The following is a 17,072-nucleotide window of genomic DNA, read 5'->3' as shown; positions in this document are numbered from 1 at the left end:
CTCTCTTTTTAGTTTTTGTTGATTATTTTATAGTTAAAAAACATAATTATATAGCTTATTATTTGTATTTTCTATATTTATAGAAAATACAAAATAAGTGTAGTAGAATTAAAGCGACATAAATTGTAAAAGAATGATTTATAATACATTGTTTTCAATTAAATTCAGATAAAGGGGAACTGATTATGAGCGATTATAAAGATGAAATGAATGCAATTGAAAGAAAAGCTGCGTACTTTAGAGGGGAAAGGGTAGATAGATTACCGTGTAGTTTAATGTTTGAGGAAACTGCAGCGGTTTATGCAGGTATAGATGTAGAAGAATATTATTTTGATTCTGACAAAATGTTAGAAGCTGAAAAATATATAGTAAGGGAACTTGGAGTAGAGAGTGCTGGAATCAATGTTACGCTAAGAGGTATGGGTGAAGCGTTTGGAAGTAAAATGGGATATAATTCAGATAGGGCATCACATTTAATCGAACCAGCATTAAAGGATTACAAAATGTTACAGCACATGGATATAGTAAATCCATTAAAGGATGGAAGATTACCAATAATACTGGATTCTTTAGGAAAAATAAAAAAAGAATTAGGAAAAGAAGTAAGTATCGGAAGTGGGGTATCAGGTCCGATTAGTGCAGCTTCAGCTGTTAGAGGTACTACAAATTTAGTTAGAGATATGATTAAGGATAAAGAAAACTTACATAAATTATTAGATTTAATGACAGAGTGCAATTTAGCTTATGCAAAAGAAGTATATGAACGTTATGGACTAGTTTGTGGAATTGGAGATCCAATATCTTCAGCTGATTTAATAAGTCCGAAACAGTTTCGAGAATTTGCAAAACCATATCTTGAAAAAACTATAAATGGAATTTATAAAATTACTGGACAGAAAACAACATTACATATTTGTGGAAAAACAAAAGGTATTTGGAAAGATATTGCAGATATGAATTTATCTGCATTCAGTGTAGATAATTGTGAAGATATAGAGCTTCTTAAAAATGTAATTGGAGATAAAATGTGTATAATAGGAAATATAGATCCTGTATCAATAGTAAGAAATGGATCTATAGATGATGTATACTCAAGTGTTAAGGAATGTATAGGAAAAGCTAGTGATAGTCCTAATGGATATATAGTAGCTTCTGGCTGTGATATACCTGCAGGAGCTCCAATTGAAAATATAAAAGCCGTTACAGAAGCTACTAAGAAATATAGTAGGGGAATAAAAATGGGAGAAAGTATAAATTAAATATATAAAATAAAAAAAGGTAGAAAATTTTCTACCTTTTTTTATTTTGTCTATTTACATTAAATTGATAGTTTTGAAAATAAATTTCTTTGAAATGAAATTTATTTTCAAAAATGCAATGGGATTAGTTTGAAACAGCTTGATAACAAAAAAATATTAGGAAAATATGAAAAAATATTGCAAGGAAAAAGTTTGCATGGTATTATTAAAACATAAAAAGAAAATAAATTTCAAAATGGAGATGTAGAAATGTTAGATATTATTAAAAATAAACTGATAGTATCATGCCAAGCTTTAGAAGATGAACCGCTACATAGCCCATTTGTAATGGGTAAAATGGCTAGTGCAGCTAAAGAAGGTGGAGCTGTAGCAATTAGAGCTCAAGGGGTTGAAGATATAAAAGAAATTAAAAAAGCAACATCGCTTCCTGTTGTAGGAATTATAAAGAGGAACTATAAAGATTCAGAAATATATATAACTCCTACAAAGAAGGAAATAGATGAACTTTTAACAAGTGGATGTGAAATGATAGCAATAGATGCAACTAATCGTAAAAGGCCTAATAATGAAAATTTAAAAGATCTTATCGATTATATAAAAAGTAAAAATATTTTAATTATGGCGGATATATCCAATTACGAGGAGGGAGTAAATGCTCAAGAGTTAGGTGTAGATTGTATATCCACTACATTGTCAGGTTATACTTCGTACACCAAAAGTATAGATGGACCTGATTTTGAATTGATGAGAACACTTGTTGAGAATTTACATATACCTATTGTTGCCGAAGGAAGGATAAATACTCCTCAAGATTTACAGGAAGCTTATAAAACAGGTGTATATTCAGCAGTTGTAGGGTCCGCAATTACAAGACCTCAAATTATTACAGCAAAATTTGCAAATGCAATAAACATATAAAAATATTATTAAAATACTGGAGGAAAGCATAATGAAAGGAATATACTCAGCATTATTAGTATCATTTGATAAAGAAGGAAATATAAATGAAAAGGGCTTAAGACAAATAGTAAGACACAATATAGATAATTGTAAAATAGATGGACTTTATGTAGGGGGATCTACAGGAGAGAACTTTATGTTATCTACGGATGAGAAAAAGAGAATCTTTGAGATAGCTAAAGATGAAGCTAAGAATGATGTAAAATTAATAGCTCAAGTAGGATCTGTTAATTTAAAAGAAGCTGTAGAGCTTGCTAAATTTACTACTGATTTGGGATATGATGCAATAAGCGCTGTTACACCATTTTATTACAAATTTGATTTCCAAGAAATAAAACATTATTATGAAACAATAATAAATTCAGTAGATAATAAATTAATAATATATTCAATACCATTTTTAACTGGTGTTAATATGAGTTTAGACCAATTTGGTGAATTATTTGAAAATGAAAAAATAATAGGAGTTAAATTTACAGCAGCAGACTTTTACTTATTAGAAAGAATGAGAAAAAGATTCCCAGACAAACTAATATATGCTGGATTTGATGAAATGATGTTACCAGCTACTGTACTTGGAGTTGATGGAGCTATAGGTTCTACATTTAATGTAAATGGAGTTAGAGCAAGACAAATATTTGAGTTAGCTAAAGAAGGAAAAGTAGCAGAAGCTCTAGAGATACAACATATAACTAATGATTTAATAACAGATATATTAAACAATGGATTATATCAGACAATAAAAGCTATACTTGAGGAACAAGGTGTGGAAGCTGGATATTGTAGACAACCTATGAAAGAAGCTACAAATGAAATGATAGCAAAGGCAAAAGAGATTAACAATAAATACTTTAAATAAAGTTAAAATTTAAAATAAATAAGGGATTATAAGCTAATAACTTGCAATCCCTTAAAATTTAATTTATATAACTGAAATTATAAGGAGGGCACAATACTATGGTTGGTTTTACAATGATAGATTTTGCAATACTAGTAGTTTACTTATTGGCAGTATTACTAGCTGGACTTCATTTTTCAAAAAAAGAGATGAAAGGAAAAGAATTCTTCAAAGGTGATGGAACTATTCCTTGGTGGGTTACTTCAGTTTCGATTTTCGCAACATTATTAAGTCCAATTTCATTCTTATCATTAGCGGGTAATTCTTATGGAGGAACTTGGATACTTTGGTTTGCACAATTAGGTATATTTATTGCAATACCACTAACAATAAAATTTTTCTTACCGTTATATAGTAGGTTGGATTTAGATACAGCATACCAATACTTAGAAATCAGATATCAAAGTAAAGGTCTTAGAGTTTTAGGAGCATTAATGTTTATCGTATATCAAATAGGAAGAATGTCTATAATTATGTACTTACCATCAATAGTACTAGCAGATCTTACTGGTATATCAGTAAATGTACTTATAATAGTTATGGGTGTAATAGCGATTATTTATTCATACACAGGTGGGTTAAAGTCAGTTTTATGGACAGATTTTATACAAGGGGTAGTACTTATAGTCGGAGTAACAGGTACTCTATTTTTCTTAATATCGAATATACAAGGTGGATTTGGAACTGTTGTTGATACATTAGCAACAGGAGAAAAATTCTTAGGTCAAAACGATGTTTTATTTGATCCTAACATATTAAAGACGAGTGTTTTTATAATATTTGTAGGAGCAGGGCTTAATACATTCTCATCTTATGTATCAAGTCAAGATATAGTACAGAGATTTACAACTACAACAGACTTGAAGCAATTAAAAAAGATGACTTACGGAAATGGTGTATTATCAATAGGTTTAGCAACGGTATTTTTCTTAATTGGAACTTGTTTATTTATATTCTATAATCAAAATCCAGAACTTGCACAAACAGTTAAGCAAGATCAAATTTTTGCTTCATATATAGCATATCAATTGCCAGTTGGAGTAACGGGAATATTATTAGCGGCAATTTATGCAGCGAGTCAATCTACTTTATCAACTGGTCTTAACTCAGTTGCAACAAGTTGGACATTAGATATACAAACTCTAATTAGCAAAGACATGAGTTTTGAAAAGCAAACAAAAATTGCACAATACATATCTCTTGGAGTAGGAATACTATCAATAGGGATCTCTATAGTATTAGCAAATGGAGAAATAAAGTCAGCATATGAATGGTTTAATAGTTTTATGGGATTAGTATTAGGTGTATTAGCAGGTATATTCGTACTAGGAGCATTTTGTAAAAATGCTACAAAGTTTGGAGCATATGCTGGGTTTGTAGTATCAGCTATAATAGTTGTTTACTTAAAATATAATGTTCCAGAAGTTAGTTCTTGGGCATATTCTCTTATAACAATAACAACTTCAGTTGTAGTAGGTCAAATATCTAGTATGATACAATTGAAAGTAACTAATAAATCTAATGATGTTAAGTCTGAGTCAACAGTTTACTATGAATCTAATTAGGAGGACTTTATAATGATATTTGGAAATATAAAACATGAGAAAACGTATTCAAAAATTGAAGACGATCTAAAGGTTTGTTTTGAATATGCTAAAAAAAATGCATTATCTGAATTTGATAAAGGGAGTTATCAATTAGATGGTGATAATATATTTGTAAATATAGTAGAATATGAAACTTGTGGAAAAGAGCAAAGATTTTGGGAAGCTCATAAAAAATATATAGATATACATCTTATGCTTGAAGGAAGCGAAATAATAGATGTTGGTTTTATTGAAAATTTAGTTCAAAAAGATTATCAAGAAAAAGAAGACTTTTTACCGTTAGAAGGGGAGCCAACGGGGTCTATAAAATTAGAAGAAGGAGATTTTTTAGTTTGCTATCAGGAAGATGCTCATATGACAGCTATAAAGGTCAATAAAAAAAGTAGTATAAAAAAAGCTATATTTAAAGTTCGTTTAAAGTAGTTTGAAGAGGGAGGGTAGCTTAATACCCTCCCTAATGTGCTTTATTTTAAAAATTATATTTATATAGGAGTATAGGCATGAAAAAATTTATTTGTATAGATATAGGTGGAACATCTATAAAATATGGTATTTTAAGAGAGACTGGAATTATAATAGAAAAAGGAAACATGGATACCAATGCATTGAAAGAAGGAGGTCAAGGTATATTTGAAAAAATAAAATACATAATTAGTAAATATTTAAAAAATTATGAAGTAGAAGCTGTTTGTATATCTACCGCAGGTATGGTAGATCCAAAAGATGGTAAGATTTTATTTGCTTTAGAGCACTTAATACCTGGATATACAGGTATGGAAATTAAAAAAGAAGTTGAAAGAGAGTTTAATATAAGGTGTGAAGTAGAGAATGATGTCAATTGTGCAGGCTTAGGTGAGATGTGGTTAGGGGCTGGAAAAGGAGCATCTTCTTCGGTTTGTTTAACTATAGGAACAGGTATTGGAGGCTGCATAATTATTAATAACGAACTAATTCATGGTTTTAGCAATAGTGCAGGGGAAATAGGCTATATGAAAATAAATGGAGAGGATTTTCAAAATGTAGCATCTACAACAAGCTTGGTTAAAAGAGTTGCAAGGTTAAAAAATATTGCAGAAGAAAATATAAATGGCAAAATGATATTTGATATGGCGAAAAATAAAGATCAAGATTGTTTAAAAGAAATTGATTATATGATAAAATCATTAGCAATTGGAATAGCAAATTTATCATATGTAATAAATCCTGAAGTAATAATTTTAGGAGGCGGAATAATGGCTCAAGAACAGTTTTTAAAGCCTAAGATAAAAGAGGCGTTAAGAAAAGAACTTATAAAAACTATATATGAAAATACTAGAATCGAATTTGCTAAAAGACAAAATGATGCAGGTATGATAGGAGCATTATATAATTTTTTAAATAAAAAATAAATGAACAGAGGTTTTACTTATGGGAATTTTAGAAAACTTAGAGGCACCTAATTTTAAAGTTACAAAATCAGATAAAATACTTATAGAGTATATTAAAAATAATATAGAAGATGTTTTTTATAAACCTATTTCTCAAATTGCAAAAGAAAGCAATATAGGGGAAGCTACAATAACTAGATTTTCAAAAAAAATGGGATTTAGTGGGTTACAAGATTTCAAAGTTACTTTAGCACAAGAAATATCAAGTTTAAGTAAAAGTAGAAATATAATAAATAGCAATATAGAAAATAATGAACCTGTAATTGACACTGCGAAAAAACTATTAGCTACAAACATAAGTACATTAGAAAGTACAGTAGATATTATAAATGGTTCTGAGATTCATAAAAGTGCCCAATTAATAATAAATGCAAAAAGAATTTATTTTATAGGAATAGGGTACTCTGGAATAATAGCTCAAGATTCTAATTATAAATTTATGAGAATAGGATTAAACTGTTTAAGTTTTGATAGTAGTCATACTATGATAATGATGGCATCTATAATGCAAAAAGGGGATTTGGTAATAGCTATATCGCATTCAGGAGAAACTGAAGAAATTATAAAGACTGTTGAAATGGCAAAACAAAATGAAGTAGATATAATATCTATTACTAAAAAGAAAGAATCAAGTTTAAAGAGTACTTCAGATATTCATCTTGAGTATATATCAGAAGAAACATTGTTAGAAACAGGATCTATATCATCTAAGCTTGCTCAAATATTTTTAATAGATTTAATTTATACTCAAGTTGTTAAGGAAAAGTTTAATGAAGCAATAGACATGAAAATTAAAACTACTAATGCAATAAAATCTTTAAAAAAATAATAATAAAAAAGGAGTATCTAAGGATACTCCTTTTTTATTATATGTTTTTCTTAACAGCTTCTGTTAAATTTGGAACTAATTGTTTCTTTCTAGAAACAGCTCCTTCAACAAATACTCCTTGAGAAGCATTAACACCAAATGCATCAGATATTATTTTATCTTCAGCTTTGTATATTAGATAAGATCCTTCTTTTATTATATCTGTAACAGCCAATACTAACATATCAAAATCAGTACTGTTTATATAGTTTAAGAATTCATCTTGCTTATTAAGAACAGCATCTATATCTAAAGTAAATACTTGTCCTATACCAACTTTTTTACCTTCCATATCAAAAGGTTTGAAATCCATATTTACTATTTCTTCAACTGTAAATCCATCTAATGAAGAACCAGCTTTAAACATATCCATAGCATATTTTTCAACATCTACTTTAACTATTTTATTTAATTCTTCAACAGCTTTTTTGTCCATATCTGTAGTTGTTGGAGATTTGAATAATAAAGTATCTGATAGTATAGCAGACATTAATAATCCAGCTATCTCATAAGGTACTTCTATATTATTTTCCTTAAACATTTGAGTTATTATTGTACAAGTACATCCAACTGGCATTAATCTCATTGATAAAGGAGTAGAAGTTTGCATTCCTCCTAATTTATGATGATCAACTACTTCAACTAATTCAGCATCTTCTAAACCATCTATGCTTTGTCCGTACTCATTATGGTCTACTAGTACAACTTGAGGCTTACCTTCTAGTACTAAGTTAGCATCATCCTTGCATATATTTGATATAGAAGATAATACAGTTGGAGCCTCAACTTTGAAGTAGTCTAAAACGTACTGAGCTTCTTTTCTTACTTCACCTAAAGCGTAAGCTTTAGCTGTATTTCCTAATTGATTTTTTAAGTATGTTAATGATATTGATGAACAGATAGAATCTGTATCTGGGTTTTTATGACCGAAAACTAATAAAGTCATTTTAAATCTCCTTTCATATTTAAAAAAATTTATGGATTAATTTTTCTTAAGTTAACAAAATTAAAAACTTTAATCGTAGCTTATATTATATCAAAAGGAGGGAAAAATTTGCTACAAAAACACAAAAAAATTAATAAGAATAAACTTTTAATACTGTTTATATTTATAGGTATTTTAATAGGAGGGATAATTTCATCAAGACTAATTTTTTCCGAAAAACCACCACAGGACACATCTAAGGTATTAAATACAATAGAAAAAGTAGCAGAACTTTCAACTTCTAAGTACAATTATAGCAATATAGTTACTATTACTAAGGATAAAAGCTTTAAAAATATTAAAATCCCATTCACAGAAAAATCTTTTATTATAAAGTACAATGGTATAGTAAAGGGTGGAGTAAACTTAAAAGACATAACAATTGCAAACAACACAAGAAATTCAATAACTATAAACATTAATAAGTGGGGGATAATAGAACACTATATAGATGAAGAAAATGTATATATATATGATGTGAAAAATGCACTATTCAATAGAGTTGAGGTAAATGAGGTTTTAAAAGAACTATCTAATAGCAAGAAAGAATATGAAAAGAAAGTTATAGATGAAGGGTTTTTAGAGGAAGTTAAAATTAGTATAAAGAAAAATTTAGAAGGCAATCTAAAAAATTTAGGATATAAAGAAGTTATTATAAATTTTAAAGAATAGTAATTGGGATCTATAAAAAAGCTGTCGATTTAATAATCAATAGCTTTTTTTATACAAAAAATTACATGAAAATAGACTTTTAAAATTCATTTTAAAAAATATTTTAACGAATAGATAAAAAATTAACGAAAAATTATTGACAATTGTTTTCTTAGGATATATTATATAAACATAAAGTTTGTTAATTAACTAACATTGATATAAATCAACTAATATCTTGGGAGGATTTTAAAATGACTAAAGAAGCTAAAAAGGTAGTGAATATGAATGGTTCAAAAGAAATCACAGCAACTGAAAAGGTTAATGATTTAGTTAAAAAAGCTAATATAGCTAAAGCTGAGATGCTGAAATTAGATCAAGAAGCTGTAGATAAGATTGTTAAAGAAATGGCAATGAAAGGTCTTGATAAACATATAGAACTTGCTCAACTTGCTGTAGACGAAACTAAAAGGGGAGTTTTTGAAGATAAAGTAACTAAAAACATATTTGCAACTGAGTACGTTTATAATAGTATAAAGTACAAAAAAACAGTTGGTGTTATAGAGGAAAATGAAGAAGAAAATTATAAGTTAATAGCAGAACCTATAGGTGTTATAGCAGGAGTTACTCCTGTAACAAACCCAACTTCAACAACTATGTTTAAATCTATAATAGCTATGAAAAGTAGAAATCCAATTATATTTAGCTTCCATCCATCAGCTCAAAAGTCTTCATCTGAAGCTGCTAAAATAGTTAGAGATGCAGCTATAGCAGCAGGAGCACCAAAAGATTGTATTCAATGGATAGAAGAGCCATCAATTGAAGCTTCAAACGCTTTAATGAAAAATGATGGAGTGTCATTAATATTAGCAACAGGGGGACCAGGTATGGTTAAAGCTGCATACTCTTCTGGAAAACCAGCTTTAGGAGTAGGAGCAGGGAACGTACCATGTTATATAGAAAAAACAGCTGATGCAAAACAAGCAGTAAATGATTTAATATTGTCAAAAACATTTGATAACGGAATGATATGTGCATCAGAACAAGCTGTAATAATAGATGAAGAAATTTATGATGAAGTGGTAGGATTAATGAAATCTTATGATTGCTATTTCGTAAATAAAGAAGAAAAAGAATTATTAGAAGGATTAGTTATAAACAAAGAGAGTTGCACAATAAATGCTGACATAGTAGGACAAAGTGCTTATAAAATAGCTCAAATGGCAGATATAAAGAATGCACCTAAAAATGCAAAAATATTAGTTGCTGAACTTGAAGGAGTTGGATATGATTATCCATTATCTAAAGAAAAATTAAGTCCAGTCTTAGCTTGTTATAAAGTAAAAGGATATAAAGAAGGAATACAAAAATGTGTAGAAATGACAGAATTTGGTGGTCTTGGACACTCTGCAGTTATACATTCAAATAGCGACGATATAATACTAGAGTTTGGGAAAAAGGTTAGAACAGGTAGATTACTTGTAAATGCACCTTCAACTCATGGAGCAATAGGTGATATATATAATGTAAATATGCCATCATTAACGTTAGGATGTGGATCTATGGGTAATAACTCAACAACAGACAATGTATCAGCAGTAAACTTAATAAACATTAAAAAAGTTACTATGAGAAGAAATAATATGCAATGGTTTAGAATACCAGAGAGAGTTTACCATGAATTTGGATCAGTTAGCTATTTAGAGAAAATGGCAGATACTAATAGAGTAATGATAGTTACAGATAGAATGATGGTTCAATTAGGATATGTAGATAAATTAACTTATCATTTAAGAAAGAGAAACAACCCAGTTATGATAGAAGTATTTTCAGATGTAGAACCAGATCCATCAGTAGATACAGTATTAAATGGGGCAAATGTTATGAGACAATTTAAACCGGATACTATAATAGCTTTAGGTGGAGGATCATCAATGGATGCAGCTAAAGGTATGTGGTTATTCTATGAAAATTCTGAAGTGAACTTTGATGATTTAAGACTAAGATTTATGGATATAAGAAAAAGAGTATTTAAGTTCCCTAAATTAGGAAGACAGGCAAAAATGGTAGCTATACCTACAACTTCAGGAACAGGTTCAGAAGTTACATCTTTTGCAGTAGTAACAGATAAAGTTAATAACGTAAAATATCCTTTAGCAGATTATGAGCTAACTCCAGATATAGCAATAATAGATCCTAACTTTGTTATGACAGTTCCTAAAGCTGTTACAGCAGATACAGGAGTAGACGTATTAACTCATGCAATAGAAGCGTATGTGTCAGTAATGGCTACAGACTATACAGATGCATTAGCTATAAAAGCTATACAAATGGTATTTGAATATCTTCCAAGAGCATATAAAGATGGTGGTGACAAAGAGGCAAGAGAAAAAATGCACAATGCATCATGTATGGCAGGTATGGCATTTGCAAATGCATTCTTAGGAATAAATCACTCATTAGCTCATAAATTAGGATCAGAATTCCATATATCACATGGTAGATCTAATGCAATATTATTACCATATGTTATAAGATATAATGCAACTAAACCAACTAAGTTCTCAGCATTCCCTAAATATAAATCATTTGTAGCTGATAAGAAGTATGCTGAAATAGCAAGATACGTAGGGTTAAAAGCTAAAACTACAGAAGAGGGCGTTGCTAGTTTAATAGATGCTGTAAATAAATTATTAGTTGAACTTAATATACCAAGAACAATTGCTGAATGTGGAGTAAGTGGAAAAGATTTTGAAGCTGCAGTTGATAAGTTAGCTTTAGATGCATTTGATGATCAATGCACACCAGCTAATCCAAGATATCCACTTGTATCAGAATTAAAAGATATATACTTAACTGCATTTGGAAAAGTTGATAAAAAATAAGAAATGAGAATTTTCAGAAAACAAATTGACTAGTAGAGAATGGTATACTATACTTTGAGTATAAGTAATAAATAAAGGGGCCTATTAAGGCCCCCTTATTTATTTACAATTATAGTGCTTGTTTAGTAAAAATTACTTTTTCTTTATCGTTTTTAATAGATATACTTGAATTTGAGTAATCAATTTCAAAGTTTGCGAATGCAGAGAATAAATCAATATCTCTCATAAGATGTACTGTCATTAAATTATTTAATTTATTGAATCTAAGTATTATTGATCTAACGAATGGAAATTGTAACCTTGATGCAAAGAAAATGCTACTATCTCCACAATCTATATCTAAGCTTCTATAATTAATATCAATAAATAAGTCTATATCGTTATCTTCCTCTCTTATAATTCTATAGTCAAATTCTGTATCTAAATTTAAATTTCCTATTTTAATCATAAACAACAACTCCTTAATAGTTATTAATAAACTATTATACTCCAAAAATTTTAAATATCAATATTATAATAAAAAAGAGCTTTCATCGGGGGAACGAAAGCTCACAATTGGGGAGATTGAGTTAAATATTGTTTAAATATTTATATATTATATTATTACCTCAATTTTGAGTTTTATAACACAAAAATCAAAAAAACTCCCTAAAATTTTAGGGAGAAAGAATTATTTTTTATTTATAAATTTAGGGCCTAAGTATTTCTTTATATCTTCTTCTGAAGAAAAGTCATCTAATAGTATTTCTCTGCCGCTATCTTCTAATATTACTAAAACTTCGCAATCACCTTGTAAGAAGAATTTTCTAACAGTATCTTCTCTTACTTCCCTAACTTTAGTTACGTTTTTTTTCTTCTTTTCATAATCTTTTGTATAGTAACTTTCCATCATATTTATAACTTTTGTATATCTATTCATATAAAAGTACCTCCTAATAAGTTTCGAAAAAATATGTTATAATAAGTGTTTGTATTAACCTAATAATTATAACAAGGAGTATTAATAATGGCTAGCCTAAAAAAGATTGATATAGAGAAAAGCATAAATTTTGCAAAAGAAAATAAGTTAATAGATGAGTTAAATAAAGTATATGAATCTGTACCTAATGGAAATTGTACAGGGTGTGGTAATTGTTGTATGGAATCAGTAGGTATAAATTTAATTGAATTTATAAATATATACCATTATTTAAGCCTTGATGAAGATTTAAGAAAAAAATGTTTGAGTAAGGTTATAGATTATTATTTCTTAGAATATTTAAAAAAGAGTCCTTGTCCATTTAAAGATGAAAATAATAGATGCTTAATTTATGAAGTGAGACCTTTAAATTGCAGAATATATGGACACTGGACAAAAGAAGACTATAACTCAAACTTAGAAAATATAAGTAATAGAAATAAAGAGTATGCATCTTTAATAAAAGATAAATATAAATTTGAAATTAATAATGATGTTGTGAATTTTAAAATAAATTACTGTGAATCATTTAAACCAAACAATAGATATTTGAGAAAAGATGAAAGACTTAACTTTGCAGATTCTATGATGGTATTAGATTCGAAAATTTATTCAAAAGGAATAATGAATATAGAATTCAAGGATAGAGGTATCGTAGAGTATTTTATAGAATCATTATTATACGAAGATACAGCTTATAATATAAAAATAAGAGTATCAAAAGATGAGAGCGTAAGAAAGTGTGCTTTAGATAGATTAAAAACAATAGTATTGTAAGGTGATTCTAATGAGATTTAAAAATATAAAAGGAAACTCTTTTTACATAAGAGGAGGAACAAACACTGGGGTTTATGTGTTTAGTGACAAAAGTGCTTTGATTATAGATCCAGGGCTTCCAGGTGTTAGACCTAGAAATATAATTAGAGATTTAGAAAAAGAAGGAATAACCATAAAATGGATGATAAATACGCATGAACACAATGATCACTATGGAGCGGGATATCAATTTAAAGAAAAATACCCTAATTTAGTAAATATGTCTAGTTTCTATTCAAAGTTGTATATAGATAATCCTATCTTATTTTCTACATATATAATGGGTGGAAATACTAATGAATTTTTTGATAATATATTAATGAGTAAAAATATGAAAAATGTAAGTATAGATAGGACCATAAAACCAGGAAAATTACATATAAATGGCGAATATATAGAAATAATTGATTTAAAAGGCCATACAGCTGGTTCAATAGGAGTGCTAACTAAAGACAAGGTACTTTTTTTAGGAGACATGCTGGTAGGCGAGGAACTTTTATATAAGTTTGATTTATTATTCATATTTGATGTAGAAGCATATTTAAATTCATTGGATTTATTACAGACAATAGACTTTGAATATGCTGTGTTGGGTCATTGTAAAAAAGAGTTAGATAAATTTGAAACATTAGACTTATTAAATAAACATAGAGAGTCAGTAAATAAATATTTAAATCAAATAAGAAATATAATGAAAGAGCCTACAAGCTTAGAGTCTATTTTGAAAATTATATTGAATGAAAATAATTTAAGTTATAATTACAAGGAATATCACTTCTTTAAGTCAACGTTGGTTGGAATGATAAGTTACCTAAATAAATTAGGTGAAATTAAATATTTTATAGAAGATGGAGATGTTCTTTATTATACAAAATGAATATAATTTATGTTAAAATATAGAAGTTGACAAATCTGAAAATAAAGGGTGAGAAATAATGGAATACGAAAAGTGGGATAAGATACTTGTTCCTTATGAACACGCTGTGGAAGAACTGAAAGTTAAATTTAAAAATACAAGAAAAGAGTTTCTAAAAAGAGGAGAGTATTCTCCTATAGAGTTTGTAACAGGAAGAACTAAAAAAATTTCATCTATAATATCAAAAGCAAAGAGGCTAGATATTGCTAATTTGGAAGATATGGAAGATATAGCTGGAATAAGGATAATGTGCCAATTCGTTGAAGATATATATACTATAGTAGATCTTATAAAATCAAGAAATGATATGGAGATAGTCTACGAAAAGGATTATATTGAAAACTTTAAAGATAGTGGATATAGAAGTTACCACGTAATAATAAGATATCCTATAAACACTGCGTTAGGATATAAAGAAATTCTATGTGAAATTCAAATAAGAACTCTAGCTATGAACTTTTGGGCTACGATAGAGCATTCTTTAAAATATAAATATGAACACTATATACCAGAGGATTTAGCTATGAGATTGAGAAGAGCGGCTGATGCAGCATTTTTACTAGATCAAGAGATGAGCGAAATTAGAGAGCATATAATGAAAGCTCAAGTTATGTATCAAGTTAAATCTATAACGGTTAGAGATGTTTTAGGAAAAATACAAGAGCTTTACGATTTAGGTGAAACTCATAAAGCTATAGTATATCAAAGAAGATTAGATAGGATTGATACGGAAAGAGATATAACTGAAATACTAGCTTTAAAAAATGAGATAGATACCCTTTTAGAAGGGTATAATAAAAAAAGAAGAGGGTAGTAATCTCGCTTCTTTTTTTTACGCTTAAGAAAATTATGATTATTAAAAATATATGGAAAATCTATAACACTTATTTATATCAATATTATATGTTTTGAGCGTAAAAAAGTTTTTGAGCAACGGACGAAGTCGTTAGCGACATGAGCAAAGCGAATTTTACGCTTAAGAAAATCAAATATAATTTAGAAAGGACATTAACATGAGTTTATATGCAATAGGAGATTTACATTTTTCAACTGCTGTTAATAAGCCTATGAACATATTTGGAGATAACTGGGACAATCACGAAGAGAAGATAATTAATAGTTGGAAAAGTAAAGTTAATGAAGAAGATACAGTATTAATTGTTGGAGATACATCTTGGGCTATAAATATGAACGAGGCAGAAGAAGATTTAAATATAATACATAATCTTCCTGGAAAAAAGATATATGTAAAAGGAAACCATGATTATTGGTGGACGACAGTAGCAAAATTAAATAAATTATATGATGATATGAGTTTCTTACAAAATAACTTTTATCAATATGAAGAATATGCAATTTGTGGAACTAGAGGATGGATATGCCCTAATGATGTTAAATTTACAGAAGATGATGAAAAAATTTATAAAAGAGAAGCTCATAGACTAAAACTTTCTTTAGATGCAGCTAAGAAGGCTGGATTTAAAAAGATAATAGTTATAACACATTACCCACCGACTAATGATAAATTAGATCCATCTTTATTTACAGAAATATATGAGTCTTACGGAGTTGCAAAAGTGGTATATGGGCATTTACATGGAAAAGAATCATTTAAAATGGGATTAAAGGGAATTAGAAATGAAGTTGAATATAATTTGGTATCTTGTGATTATGTAGATTTTAATTTGATAAAAATTATGGATTAATTAATAAAATATGGTAAATACTATTAATATATCAAACCTGAAATATAAACTTTAGGTAAAGGAGTTGTTAATGTGAGATGGGCATTAGTAATTTTACTTTTATATATATTGCCTTTATGGATCTTATTTAAAAACAAAGAAGATTTTAAAAGGGCGAGTATATATGGAGGTATGTATGTAGTAGTTGCCACTGTTATAGTAATCTGTAACATATATATAAGTACGATAAATAAAATAGAAGAAATTTTAGAATATAGAAGTTATGCTTTTAATGAACAGTATGAAGATAACCAAGAAAGCAAATATAGAAATGAAAAAATAGAAGCTAAACAATCGGAGTTAAAAGAAACTAAGAAAGTTGAAAATAGTGAAAAGCAATCATCAAATACAGAAAATGATTCTAAGAAAGAAGAATCTAATACAAATGAAGTAGATAGTGTATCTATGCAAAAAAGTGATAAAGAGACAGTACAAAACTTTAAAAGTGAAATATATAAAATAGAAAGAAAAGCATTAGTACCTATGAGGGAATGCCTTCCAAATACTAAAAATTTAGATATAAATGTTAACACTATAAACAAAGCTAAAAAAGATGTTGAATATGCTAAAGAAATGTGTGATGAAGTAGTGCAAACTTATGAAGACATGGAAGTGCCTAAACTTTCTAATGAAGATGCTACTAACCAATTAGAATATTCTAAAATATGTGTACAAAAGGCTTATATTTTAAGGGGCAAAGCTATGGAATGTGCACAAACAATGTTAAAAACAAAAAACTTAAAGTATATAAGTCAGATAAAAGAATATCTTAGCTTATCTGATAAGGAAATTAAAAATTTTGTAGATACAATAAAAAGTTTATAGAAATTTGATATAATGTTTAACGTAGAACATAAAAAGCTTGTATTGTACAAGCTTTTTTTACGCTTAAGAAGAGGATACTTACTAAAAAGTGTAGATAACCTATAAAAGTTATTTATACCAAGATTATATACTTTGAGCGTAAAAAAGCTTTTTGAGCAACGGACGAAGTCGTTTGAGTAACGGGACACGAGTTTACCGAGTGGACGTTGACGACATGGAATTTGAGCGATATGAACGAAGTGAATTTTTTACGCTTAGAAGTATAGATTATT

General features: G+C 28.3%; 17 protein-coding genes. 14 read left to right on the top strand and 3 right to left on the bottom strand.

The genetic code is table 11. The features are described 5' to 3' along the window. Positions 1–185: 185 nt before the first annotated feature. The 7 genes from KXZ80_RS14315 (at position 186) to KXZ80_RS14285 (ending at position 6,980) form a co-directional block, all read left to right on the top strand. Positions 186–1,259, top strand: coding sequence for a uroporphyrinogen decarboxylase family protein (locus KXZ80_RS14315; protein WP_021431671.1), 1,074 nt, complete (start codon positions 186–188; stop codon positions 1,257–1,259). Positions 1,260–1,508: 249 nt separating this feature from the next. Continuing rightward, the gene (locus tag KXZ80_RS14310) at positions 1,509–2,177 is read left to right on the top strand and encodes an N-acetylmannosamine-6-phosphate 2-epimerase (protein WP_021431672.1); all 669 of its coding nucleotides are present in this window, start codon (positions 1,509–1,511) and stop codon (positions 2,175–2,177) included. 31 nt (positions 2,178–2,208) lie between these two features. Then, positions 2,209–3,078, top strand: coding sequence for an N-acetylneuraminate lyase (locus tag KXZ80_RS14305; protein ID WP_021431673.1), 870 nt, complete (start codon positions 2,209–2,211; stop codon positions 3,076–3,078). A 98-nt stretch (positions 3,079–3,176) separates the two neighbouring features. Next, positions 3,177–4,682, top strand: coding sequence for a sodium:solute symporter (locus KXZ80_RS14300; RefSeq protein ID WP_021431674.1), 1,506 nt, complete (start codon positions 3,177–3,179; stop codon positions 4,680–4,682). A 12-nt stretch (positions 4,683–4,694) separates the two neighbouring features. After that, a complete protein-coding gene (locus KXZ80_RS14295) occupies positions 4,695–5,147 on the top strand; it encodes a YhcH/YjgK/YiaL family protein (protein WP_021431675.1) in 453 nt (150 codons plus the stop codon). A gap of 77 nt (positions 5,148–5,224) precedes the next feature. Continuing rightward, positions 5,225–6,112 (top strand): ROK family protein, encoded by an 888-nt coding sequence (locus KXZ80_RS14290; RefSeq protein WP_021431676.1) that lies wholly within the window; start codon positions 5,225–5,227, stop codon positions 6,110–6,112. A 19-nt stretch (positions 6,113–6,131) separates the two neighbouring features. Further along, complete coding sequence (locus KXZ80_RS14285; RefSeq protein ID WP_021431677.1) at positions 6,132–6,980, top strand: MurR/RpiR family transcriptional regulator; 849 nt, start codon at positions 6,132–6,134, stop codon at positions 6,978–6,980. Positions 6,981–7,017: 37 nt separating this feature from the next. Here the strand turns inward: KXZ80_RS14285 and KXZ80_RS14280 are convergent, their stop codons facing one another. After that, the gene (locus KXZ80_RS14280; protein ID WP_021431678.1) at positions 7,018–7,965 is read right to left on the bottom strand and encodes a manganese-dependent inorganic pyrophosphatase; all 948 of its coding nucleotides are present in this window, start codon (positions 7,963–7,965) and stop codon (positions 7,018–7,020) included. A 108-nt stretch (positions 7,966–8,073) separates the two neighbouring features. Here KXZ80_RS14280 and KXZ80_RS14275 point away from each other — a divergent pair, with 108 nt between their 5' ends. Both KXZ80_RS14275 and adhE read left to right on the top strand, forming a co-directional pair. Next, entirely contained in the window at positions 8,074–8,676 is a 603-nt protein-coding gene (locus KXZ80_RS14275) for a DUF4230 domain-containing protein (protein ID WP_021428438.1), read from the top strand. Positions 8,677–8,909: 233 nt separating this feature from the next. Beyond that, entirely contained in the window at positions 8,910–11,540 is a 2,631-nt protein-coding gene (gene adhE / locus KXZ80_RS14270) for a bifunctional acetaldehyde-CoA/alcohol dehydrogenase (protein WP_021431679.1), read from the top strand. A 109-nt stretch (positions 11,541–11,649) separates the two neighbouring features. Here the strand turns inward: adhE and KXZ80_RS14265 are convergent, their stop codons facing one another. Then, on the bottom strand, positions 11,650–11,988 hold the full coding sequence (locus KXZ80_RS14265) for a hypothetical protein (protein WP_021428442.1): 339 nt from the start codon (positions 11,986–11,988) through the stop codon (positions 11,650–11,652). 222 nt (positions 11,989–12,210) lie between these two features. After that, positions 12,211–12,459: a hypothetical protein gene (locus KXZ80_RS14260; RefSeq protein WP_021428389.1), complete on the bottom strand. Its 249-nt coding sequence runs from the start codon at positions 12,457–12,459 to the stop codon at positions 12,211–12,213. A gap of 87 nt (positions 12,460–12,546) precedes the next feature. Here KXZ80_RS14260 and KXZ80_RS14255 point away from each other — a divergent pair, with 87 nt between their 5' ends. The 5 genes from KXZ80_RS14255 to KXZ80_RS14235 all read left to right on the top strand — a co-directional run bounded on the left by KXZ80_RS14255 (position 12,547) and on the right by KXZ80_RS14235 (position 16,800). Continuing rightward, positions 12,547–13,275 carry a YkgJ family cysteine cluster protein gene (locus tag KXZ80_RS14255; RefSeq protein WP_021431680.1) on the top strand — a complete coding sequence of 243 codons (729 nt, stop codon included), beginning with the start codon at positions 12,547–12,549 and terminating at the stop codon, positions 13,273–13,275. A 10-nt stretch (positions 13,276–13,285) separates the two neighbouring features. After that, the gene (locus KXZ80_RS14250; protein ID WP_021431681.1) at positions 13,286–14,191 is read left to right on the top strand and encodes an MBL fold metallo-hydrolase; all 906 of its coding nucleotides are present in this window, start codon (positions 13,286–13,288) and stop codon (positions 14,189–14,191) included. A 58-nt stretch (positions 14,192–14,249) separates the two neighbouring features. Beyond that, complete coding sequence (locus KXZ80_RS14245; RefSeq protein WP_021428441.1) at positions 14,250–15,044, top strand: GTP pyrophosphokinase; 795 nt, start codon at positions 14,250–14,252, stop codon at positions 15,042–15,044. A 199-nt stretch (positions 15,045–15,243) separates the two neighbouring features. Beyond that, on the top strand, positions 15,244–15,936 hold the full coding sequence (locus KXZ80_RS14240; protein WP_021431682.1) for a metallophosphoesterase: 693 nt from the start codon (positions 15,244–15,246) through the stop codon (positions 15,934–15,936). A 72-nt stretch (positions 15,937–16,008) separates the two neighbouring features. Then, the gene (locus KXZ80_RS14235; protein ID WP_021431683.1) at positions 16,009–16,800 is read left to right on the top strand and encodes a hypothetical protein; all 792 of its coding nucleotides are present in this window, start codon (positions 16,009–16,011) and stop codon (positions 16,798–16,800) included. Positions 16,801–17,072 lie beyond the last annotated feature (272 nt).

The organism is Paraclostridium bifermentans (genome assembly GCF_019916025.1).
In the GTDB taxonomy this organism is placed as follows: Bacteria; Bacillota; Clostridia; order Peptostreptococcales; family Peptostreptococcaceae; genus Paraclostridium; species Paraclostridium bifermentans.
This window is presented reverse-complemented; position numbering and strand designations above follow the sequence as displayed.

Bases quoted from the DNA above. Each gene is read 5' to 3' on its own strand.
- KXZ80_RS14310 (WP_021431672.1), top strand. From the start codon at position 1,509: ATGTTAGATATTATTAAAAATAAACTGATAGTATCATGCCAAGCTTTA.
- KXZ80_RS14295 (WP_021431675.1), top strand. From the start codon at position 4,695: ATGATATTTGGAAATATAAAACATGAGAAAACGTATTCAAAAATTGAA.
- KXZ80_RS14260 (WP_021428389.1), bottom strand. From the start codon at position 12,459: ATGAATAGATATACAAAAGTTATAAATATGATGGAAAGTTACTATACA.
- adhE (WP_021431679.1), top strand. From the start codon at position 8,910: ATGACTAAAGAAGCTAAAAAGGTAGTGAATATGAATGGTTCAAAAGAA.
- KXZ80_RS14240 (WP_021431682.1), top strand. From the start codon at position 15,244: ATGAGTTTATATGCAATAGGAGATTTACATTTTTCAACTGCTGTTAAT.
- KXZ80_RS14255 (WP_021431680.1), top strand. From the start codon at position 12,547: ATGGCTAGCCTAAAAAAGATTGATATAGAGAAAAGCATAAATTTTGCA.
- KXZ80_RS14265 (WP_021428442.1), bottom strand. From the start codon at position 11,988: ATGATTAAAATAGGAAATTTAAATTTAGATACAGAATTTGACTATAGA.
- KXZ80_RS14305 (WP_021431673.1), top strand. From the start codon at position 2,209: ATGAAAGGAATATACTCAGCATTATTAGTATCATTTGATAAAGAAGGA.
- KXZ80_RS14245 (WP_021428441.1), top strand. From the start codon at position 14,250: ATGGAATACGAAAAGTGGGATAAGATACTTGTTCCTTATGAACACGCT.
- KXZ80_RS14290 (WP_021431676.1), top strand. From the start codon at position 5,225: ATGAAAAAATTTATTTGTATAGATATAGGTGGAACATCTATAAAATAT.
- KXZ80_RS14300 (WP_021431674.1), top strand. From the start codon at position 3,177: ATGGTTGGTTTTACAATGATAGATTTTGCAATACTAGTAGTTTACTTA.
- KXZ80_RS14315 (WP_021431671.1), top strand. From the start codon at position 186: ATGAGCGATTATAAAGATGAAATGAATGCAATTGAAAGAAAAGCTGCG.
- KXZ80_RS14285 (WP_021431677.1), top strand. From the start codon at position 6,132: ATGGGAATTTTAGAAAACTTAGAGGCACCTAATTTTAAAGTTACAAAA.
- KXZ80_RS14280 (WP_021431678.1), bottom strand. From the start codon at position 7,965: ATGACTTTATTAGTTTTCGGTCATAAAAACCCAGATACAGATTCTATC.
- KXZ80_RS14250 (WP_021431681.1), top strand. From the start codon at position 13,286: ATGAGATTTAAAAATATAAAAGGAAACTCTTTTTACATAAGAGGAGGA.